8 protein-coding genes are annotated in these 7,780 nt (G+C 64.8%); 3 read left to right on the top strand and 5 right to left on the bottom strand.

The window, feature by feature from the left end:
- From GSQ79_RS22545 to GSQ79_RS22530, 4 genes are all read right to left on the bottom strand, one after another.
- Nucleotides 1-756: branched-chain amino acid ABC transporter permease (locus GSQ79_RS22545; protein ID WP_158811015.1), on the bottom strand; the 756-nt coding region annotated here is incomplete at its 3' end.
- Nucleotides 757-770: 14 nt separating this feature from the next.
- Nucleotides 771-2,012, bottom strand: a complete 1,242-nt coding sequence (locus GSQ79_RS22540) for an ABC transporter substrate-binding protein (protein WP_158811014.1) — start codon at nucleotides 2,010-2,012, stop codon at nucleotides 771-773.
- Between the two features lie 205 nt (nucleotides 2,013-2,217).
- Entirely contained in the window at nucleotides 2,218-3,585 is a 1,368-nt protein-coding gene (locus tag GSQ79_RS22535; protein ID WP_158811013.1) for an aspartate aminotransferase family protein, read from the bottom strand.
- A gap of 29 nt (nucleotides 3,586-3,614) precedes the next feature.
- Nucleotides 3,615-4,949, bottom strand: coding sequence for an aspartate aminotransferase family protein (locus tag GSQ79_RS22530; RefSeq protein ID WP_158811012.1), 1,335 nt, complete (start codon nucleotides 4,947-4,949; stop codon nucleotides 3,615-3,617).
- 141 nt (nucleotides 4,950-5,090) lie between these two features.
- Here GSQ79_RS22530 and GSQ79_RS22525 point away from each other — a divergent pair, with 141 nt between their 5' ends.
- Nucleotides 5,091-5,639, top strand: coding sequence for a cupin domain-containing protein (locus GSQ79_RS22525; RefSeq protein WP_158811011.1), 549 nt, complete (start codon nucleotides 5,091-5,093; stop codon nucleotides 5,637-5,639).
- Nucleotides 5,640-5,655: 16 nt separating this feature from the next.
- The gene (locus GSQ79_RS22520; protein ID WP_158811010.1) at nucleotides 5,656-6,609 is read left to right on the top strand and encodes a LysR family transcriptional regulator; all 954 of its coding nucleotides are present in this window, start codon (nucleotides 5,656-5,658) and stop codon (nucleotides 6,607-6,609) included.
- On the opposite strand, the gene GSQ79_RS22515 is transcribed toward GSQ79_RS22520, so the two are convergent.
- Complete coding sequence (locus GSQ79_RS22515; protein WP_158811009.1) at nucleotides 6,606-7,226, bottom strand: TetR/AcrR family transcriptional regulator; 621 nt, start codon at nucleotides 7,224-7,226, stop codon at nucleotides 6,606-6,608. The two genes, GSQ79_RS22520 and GSQ79_RS22515, sit on opposite strands and share 4 nt — an antisense overlap.
- Before the next feature lie 218 nt (nucleotides 7,227-7,444).
- Between GSQ79_RS22515 and GSQ79_RS22510 the strand changes: the two genes are divergently transcribed.
- On the top strand, nucleotides 7,445-7,780 hold a 336-nt coding region (locus GSQ79_RS22510; RefSeq protein WP_158811008.1), incomplete at its 3' end, for a MarR family winged helix-turn-helix transcriptional regulator.

Here is a 7,780-nt window from a genome sequence, read left to right as displayed (position 1 = left end):
CGACACCAGTTCGTCGATGAAGCCGAACAGCGTCGAGGCTAGGCCCGTCCCGGTGACGATCGCCGGGCCGCCGCCCAGCACGGTGATGAAGGCGCGCGCGATATAGGCCGCGCCCATCGCCGGCGACACGCCGGAGATCGGTGCGAGCACGCCGCCCGCCAGCCCCGCAAGCGCCGAACCGAGCGCGAAGGTCGCCATGTAGATGGTGCCGGGCGACACGCCCATCGCCGCCGCCATGTTCGGGTTCTGCATCGTCGCCCGCAGGATCAGGCCGAATTTCGTCAGCCGCAGCAGCGCCAGCATCGCTGCGATCGCCGCAATGGCGGTCGCGATGATCACTAGGCTGAAAAGACTCGCGCCGTAATGCCCGATAGAGAAGCTTCCCACCGGCGACGACACTGCCCGCACCACGTTGCCAAAAATACTGGTGATGAGGCCGATCAACGCGAGGCTGATGCCCCATGTCGCCAGCATCGTGTCCATCATCCGCCCGTAGAGAAAGCGGATCACCGTGCGCTCGAGCACCAGGCCGATGAGGCCGACGACGAGCGGCGGCAGCACCAGCATGGCGATCCAGATGTTGACGCCGGCATCCGCCGCCGTCACCGCCGTATAGGCGCCGAGCATCATCATCTCGCCGTGGGCGAGATTGATGATCTTCATCATCCCATAAATAACCCCCAGCCCGAGCGTGAGCAGCACGAGCGTGGCGATGGCGGTGAGGACGTTGAAGGCGAGAAGGCCGGTGAGATCCATCGGGAGAACGCGACCTAGATGTTAGGGGTGAACTGCTTATTGGTCTTGGGGTTCTTCAGCAGGTCACAGGCGCCGCCGGTATCGGACGGCTGCGAGTCCGGATAGGTGGCCATGATATCCCACTTCCGATCCTTCGGCTGCGCCATATAGGTGGTGCGGATGGTATGATGGGTTGCCGGATCCATCTTGACGAGGCCGGCGGGCGTGGTGACGGCGATGCCGGATTCCAGCGCCGTGATGACCTTGTCGTGCTCGACCGAGCCAGCCTTGGTCACCGCCGCCGCCCACAGCATGATGCCGTCGTAGGTCGCCGTGTCCAACTCGCCGAGGTCGGTGAGGTCCTTGCCGTATTTCGCCTGCATGCCGCTGACGAAGGCCTTGGTCTCGGGGTTGTCGAGATCGTTGTACCAGCCGTAGCAGGTGACGATGCCGTCGGTGGTCGACACGTCCATAGCGGTCAGCTCGTCGCCGAGGCCGAACACGGTCGAGCCGATCGGGATCTTCTTCTTCATCCCGGCAGCGTCCCACTGGCGGTAGAAGCCGGAATGGTTGGCGCCAACGAGAGCCGACAGCACGAAGTCCGGCGCGGCATCCTGGATGCGGCTGATGGCGGAGGAAAAGTTGGTGACGTCGAGCGGGAAGAAGTCGGTCGCGGCGACGGTGCCGCCGCCGTCCTTCATGAACTTCGACATCCAGCTCGCGGTGATGTGACCGTAGTTGTAGTCCGCGGCGATGATGTAGGCCTTCTTACCCCAGGTCTTCAGGCCGTAATTGACGACGTGGCTGACCGTCTGGGCCGGCGTCGTGCCGGTGCAGAACACGTTGCGGTCGCAGACGCCGCCTTCATACTGCGTATTGTAGAAGAACAGCGTTTTGTTGCGATCAAAGATCGGGCGGATGGCTTCGCGCGATGCCGAGGTGATGCCGCCCTGGATGACGTCGACCTTCTGCTCCAGCGCGAGTTTTTGCGCATATTGCGTGTAGAGCTGCATGCTCGACTGGGTGTCGTACTGAATCAATTTGATCTGCCGGCCGAGCAGGCCGCCGGCGGCGTTGAGCTTGTCGACCGCGAATTCCGTCGTCTGGATCATGCGGCGGCCTTCGAGGCCGAGCGCGCCGGTCCCGTCGAGCAGGCTGCCGAGCTTGATCGGCTCCGCAGCGAACGCGTTGCGGGCGTAAAAGGGCATTGCCACGGTCGTCGCGGCTGCCGTTCCGAGCTTGAGTGCGCTGCGCCGGCTAATCGTCTCGTGTGTCATGAATCGCTCCGCTCGTGCTGGTTCGCCCGCAAACGGACACCGGCAACAATTGAAGTCGCTGCAATTCAGATGCCAACGAGACCCATTTGCGTCTCGGATCGTGATCCCGAAAGCTTGATAGGCTTTGCCAGAACACGCTCCACTTTTCGAAAAGAAAGCGCCCCCTTATCAGCCATGGGGATCGAGCGGACCAAATGCATTTGTGTCAAGCATTCACCGACTTCGCGACGTCGTCCAGCGTACGGCTAAAACGCACGATCATGTCCTCGACCTCCACTTCGGTGATGATCAGCGGCGGACACAAAGCGATCGTGTCGCCGATGCCGCGCACGATCAGGCCATGCGCATGCGCGCGATGGAAGAAGTCGGCACCAACCTTCCCCACCGGTTCGAAAGCCGCTTTCGACGCTTTGTCGGCGACCAGCTCGATGCCGGCAATCAGGCCGACGCCGCGGATTTCGCCGACAAGCGGGTGGTCGCAGAACGGCGCAAGCTTCGCGTGCATCAGGGCGCCCATGCGCTTGGCGTTGGCGACGAGATCGCGCTCTTCGATGATGGCCAGATTTTCCAGGCCCACCGCGCAGGCGACCGGATTGCCGGTCGTGGTGAAACCGTGGGCAAACGACTTCAGCTTGTTCGAATTGTCGGCGATGCCCTGGTACAAGGCATCGCTGATCAGCACTGCCGCCAGCGGCTGGTATGCGGACGTGATCTGCTTCGACACGACGAGAATGTCGGGGTCGATGCCATAGTAGTCGGACGCGAACATCGTCCCGACGCGGCCGAAGCCGGTGATCACTTCATCCGCGACGATGAGAATGTCGTGGCGGCGGCAGATGGCCTTGATCTTCGCCCAGTAGCCGGCCGGCGGCGGCATCACGCCACCGGCACCGAGGATCGGCTCGCCGATGAACGCGGCGATCGTGTCGGCACCCTCGGCCTCGATATAGGCTTCGAGTTCCGCGGCGAGCCTTTCGGAAAATGCTTCTTCGCTCTCGCCCGGCTCGGCGAAGCGATAGTGATGCGGGCACGTCAGGTGATGCACGGGGATCGCGGGCAGATCGAAGTCGCGATGGTTGCCCGGCAGGCCGGTCAGGCTGCCCGACGCGACCGTAATCCCGTGATAGCCCTTGTGCCGCGCCAGAAATTTCTTCTTCTTGGGCCGGCCGATCGCATTGTTGTAGTACCAAACCATCTTGACGACGGAGTCGTTGGCCTCCGAACCGGAGTTGGTGAAGAAGACGTGCTGTAGCCGCTCCGGCGAAATCTGCACCAACTTCTCGGCAAGGTCGATCGAAGGCAGGTTCGATTTCTGCGAGAACGTATGGTAGTAAGGCAGCGTCGACAGCTGCTTCGTCGCCGCATCGACCAGCCGCTTTTCACCGAAGCCGACGGCGACGTTCCATAGCCCGGCCATGCCCTCGATATAGCGGTTGCCCGCATCGTCGATGACATAGATGCCCTCGCCGCGTTCGATGACGATCGGCCCGGTCTCTTCGTTGCGCCGCGCATCGGTGACGGGATGCAGGATGAAGCGCACGTCGCGGGCGGCGGCCGAATTCGGCAAGGTCATTTGATCACAAACTTTCTTGGACGAGAGCGTCAGGCGGTGCGATTGATCGCGGCGGAGAGGATGGCGGCGGCGGTGTCGATCTGTTCGCGGTTGATGATCAGCGGCGGGGAGAGCGCGATGATATCGCCGGTGACGCGAACCAACAGGCCACTCTGAAAACAGTCGACGAAGACGTCGTAGCCGCGGGCGCCCGGTGCGCCGGGCCGCGATTCCAGCTCGATGCCGGCGATCAGGCCGATGGTCCGGATATCGATGACGTGCTTGGCATCCCACAGGCTGTGCATCACGCTCGCCCATTCGTCGGAAATCGCGGCGGCACGCGTCAACAGGCTTTCGTCCGCATAGATGTCGAGCGTGGCGATCGCCGCTGCCGCCGCGACGGGATGGCCGGAATAGGTATAGCCATGAAACAGCTCGATGGCGTTCTCCGACCCGTGCATCATGGCATCGTGAATCTTGCGGCTGGCGAACACCGCGCCCATCGGAATACAGCCGTTGGTCAGGCCCTTCGCGGTGACGACGAGATCCGGAATGACGCCGAACAGGTCGGTGGCAAACGGTGTCCCGAGGCGGCCGAAGCCGGTTATGACCTCATCGAAGATGAGCAGAATGCCGTGGCGGTCGCAGATCGCGCGCAGCCGTTCGAGATAGCCGAGCGGCGGAATCAGCACGCCCGTGGAGCCGGCCACCGGCTCGACGATGACCGCGGCGATGGTCTCGGCGCCGTGCAGCGCGACGATACGCTCGAGATCGTCCGCCAGTTCCGCGCCGAACTCCGGCTGTCCCTTGACGAAGAGATTCCGTTCGGGATCGTGGGTGTGGCGCAGGTGATCGACGCCGTTCAGCGTCGGGAAGACGCGGCGGTTGTTGACGATGCCGCCGACCGAGATGCCACCGAAGCCGACGCCATGGTAGCCGCGCTCCCGGCCGATAAGCCGCGTCCGCGTGCCCTGCCCGATCGCCCGCTGGTAGGCCAGCGCGATCTTGAGCGCCGTATCGACCGACTCCGAGCCGGAGCCGGTGAAGAACACCTTGTCGAGCCCGGCATCGGGGCCGCCCGGCGCGATTGCGGCGAGGCGCTCGGCGAGCTCGAAGGCGACGGGATGCCCCATCTGGAACGTCGGGGCGAAGTCGAGGGTCGAGAGCTGCCGCGTCACCGCATCGGTGATCTTCTGGCGCCCATGGCCGGCGTTGACGCACCAGAGGCCAGCGGTACCGTCGAGGATCTGGCGGCCGTCGTCGGCGGTGTAGTGCATGCCTTCCGCCGCCACGAGCAGGCGCGGCGCCGCCTTGAACTGGCGGTTGGCGGTGAACGGCATCCAGAAAGCGTCGAGCGGCGAGGTGTTGCTGCGGTCCGAGGTCATGGCGGGGCTCCAGTCGGACGCTACCGGGGCATGGTTTGGAAAAAGCAACAAGCCGCTTTCTTGCTCTTGCTAAGCCCCTGCAAACATGTGTTTCGTTCGGCACGAATTGTTCGATCCGCAACACCAGGAACGGAGCCGAGTGTGAGCGTCGATGTCGGGGCAAGACTGCGCTATGTCCGGGGACTCAACGGGCTGTCGCAGCGCGCCCTGGCGAAGAAGGCCGGGATCACCAATTCGACGATCTCGCTGATCGAGTCCAACGCGATGAACCCATCGGTCGGCGCGCTCAAACGCATCCTCGACGGCATCCCGATCGGGCTCGCCGAATTCTTCGCCATCGAGCCGGAAGACGCCAACAAGCCGTTCTACCGCGCCGACGAGCTCTCCGAGATCGGCAAGGGCCCGATCTCCTACCTTCAGATCGGCGACAACCTGTTCGGTCGCGCGCTGCAGATTTTGAAGGAGCGCTACGAGCCCGGCGCCGACACCGGCCGGGTGCCGCTGGTCCACGAAGGCCAGGAGGGCGGCATCATTTTGAGTGGACGCCTGGAGGTCACCGTCGACGACCAGCGCCGCATCCTCGGCCCGGGGGATGCCTATTATTTCGAGAGCCGCAAGCCGCACCGCTTCCGCTGCGTCGGGCCGAACCCCTGCGAGCTGGTGAGCGCATGCACCCCGCCGAGTTTCTGACGATGGACGCCCCGCGATGAGCCTGTCGCTGCGCCAAGTGCAATACGTCTGCTCGGTGGCCGATTGCGGCTCGATCCAAGGTGCCTCGCGGCTGCTGCGCATCTCGCCCTCCTCCATCCTCGCGGCGATCGAGAGCGCGGAGCTGAGCCTCGGCGCCCGCATCTTCGACCGCCGCCGCGCGACCGGCATCCAGCTGACGCCGGGCGGCGAGCGCTTCGTCTCGGCCGGGCGCCACCTGCTGGCGGCCGAGACGGATTTTCAACGCCAGGTCGGCCTGCTGCAGACCCAGGCGCAGAGTCTGCGCATCGGCTGCTTCGAGCCGTTCGGCCCGCTGTTCATGGTCGAGGGGCTCAAGCGTTTCACCCAGGAAGCCGGCCCGGTCGAGGTCGCGCTCCTGGAAGGCGACCAGACGCAGCTTGCCGACTGGCTGAACCGCGGCCTCGTCGACCTCGTCTTCACCTACGACATCGGGCCGAGCTTCAACGCCCACCTGACAAAGATCTGCCGGGTGCCGGCGCATGTACTGCTGCCGGTCAGCCACCCGCTGGCGAGAGCCAAGGCGCTGTCGATCGCCGACCTCCTGCCCTACCCGCTTGTTCTGCTCGATCTGCCGCTGACGGTGAGCTACCTGCTGGCCTTGTTCGATTCCTGCGGCGCCAAGCCGGTGGTGAAATTCCGCACCCGATCTTACGAGACCATCCGCAGCGCGGTCGCGGCCGGCTTCGGCATCGCGATCCTCAACATGCGCCCGATCGGCGACGTGAACGCCGACAGCCCGCAACTCGTGCGCATTCCGCTGTCGGATGATCTCCCGGCGCCGATCCTGCAGATTGCCGACCTCTACGGCAGCATGAAGCCACGCGGCATCCGCAGCCTCATCGACATCTTTGTCGCGCTGTTCCGCGAAGGCGACCCCGAACGCTTCGCCGTTACGACGCCTGAGCGGCGCGACACCCTCTTCGACGTCTAAGGCTCGGCCGAGAGCGCCCGGGCGCGCGCCTGCGCCGCGACGATCAGCGCCTCGACGCCCTGCTTGGCGTCGCAGGCGCTGAGACCCGCGAGCGACTGCAAGATCATCCCGTCGATCGAGGCGAGAACGAAGCGGGCCAGCGTCTGGGCGCGGGGCGCAGATAGCGTGACGCCGGCACCGCTGGCCAGCAGGTCACCGTAGACGCGGACATAGTCGCCATATTGCCGCTCGGCGAGCCATGTGGCGCCTCGCGTGCGCAACGCGTAGAGCGTGAGCTCGAACTGCACGATCTGCTTGGCCGCCGTCTGCTCGGCATAGCGCCACGCGGCGCGGACGAGGCCGGCGATGCGATCATCGAGGCACTCGGTCGCCTGGGTCTCGGCGCGCAGGATCTGGGTGAGCTCGGCGACCAGCGCATCGAGGACGGCGAGCAGCAGCGTGTCCTTGCTGTCGAAATGATAGTGCAGCGTCGCCAGCCGCACGCCGGCCTCCGACGCGATCTTTCGCGTGGTCGTGTTGGCGATGCCGTGGGCTTCGAGCGCCTGCAGCGCGCCGCGCACGATCGCCGCCCGCGTGTCCGCGCTCTTGGCGGTAGTGCGAAGGGGACTGGGCTGCACTGGAGGCTCTGAGATCGACATGATGCACAACCATGAAGCGCGCCAAGCATTTGAGCAAGCAGGCGGTTCGGCACTTGCACCACTTTGTTTCAGGGCTGCGCAGGCGCCAAGCTCGGCCCACCACGCGACGCCGTCAACCGGGGTCGCGTGACCCGGACCTATGGGAATTTAAGAAGCCAACCTTTACAGTTTACCTTCCTATATGTTATGGTTAGTTCATGGCCGAACACATCGCTGATCCCGAAGCCGATCGCACGCTCACTCTTGCGGGCGACCTGCGCGTCGCGCTTGGCGCCGTAATCCGCCGGCTCCGCGATCAGGCCAATCCGGGCGATCTCACGTGGTCGCAGAAGTCGGTGCTGAGCCGCATCGAGCGCGAGGGGCCCGCCACCATCAGCGCCCTGGCCCGCGCCGAGGGCGTGCGCCCACAATCCATGGGGGCCACGGTCTCGGGTCTCGAAACGGCAGGATGGTTGCACGGCGCCCCGGATCCCAACGATGGTCGCCAAACCGTTCTGTCGCTCACGCCGGCTTGCGTCGACATGATCCGCGCC

The organism is Beijerinckia sp. L45, assembly GCF_009765775.1.
Lineage (GTDB): Bacteria > Pseudomonadota > Alphaproteobacteria > Rhizobiales > Beijerinckiaceae > RH-AL1.
The sequence above is the reverse complement of the archived record's forward strand: the minus strand, read 5'-3'. Positions and strand labels throughout refer to the sequence as shown.

What these genes read in the sequence shown, in the direction of transcription:
- GSQ79_RS22540 (WP_158811014.1), bottom strand. Translation starts at nt 2,012, where the DNA reads ATGACACACGAGACGATTAGCCGGCGCAGCGCACTCAAGCTCGGAACG.
- GSQ79_RS22535 (WP_158811013.1), bottom strand. Translation starts at nt 3,585, where the DNA reads ATGACCTTGCCGAATTCGGCCGCCGCCCGCGACGTGCGCTTCATCCTG.
- GSQ79_RS22530 (WP_158811012.1), bottom strand. Translation starts at nt 4,949, where the DNA reads ATGACCTCGGACCGCAGCAACACCTCGCCGCTCGACGCTTTCTGGATG.
- GSQ79_RS22520 (WP_158811010.1), top strand. Translation starts at nt 5,656, where the DNA reads ATGAGCCTGTCGCTGCGCCAAGTGCAATACGTCTGCTCGGTGGCCGAT.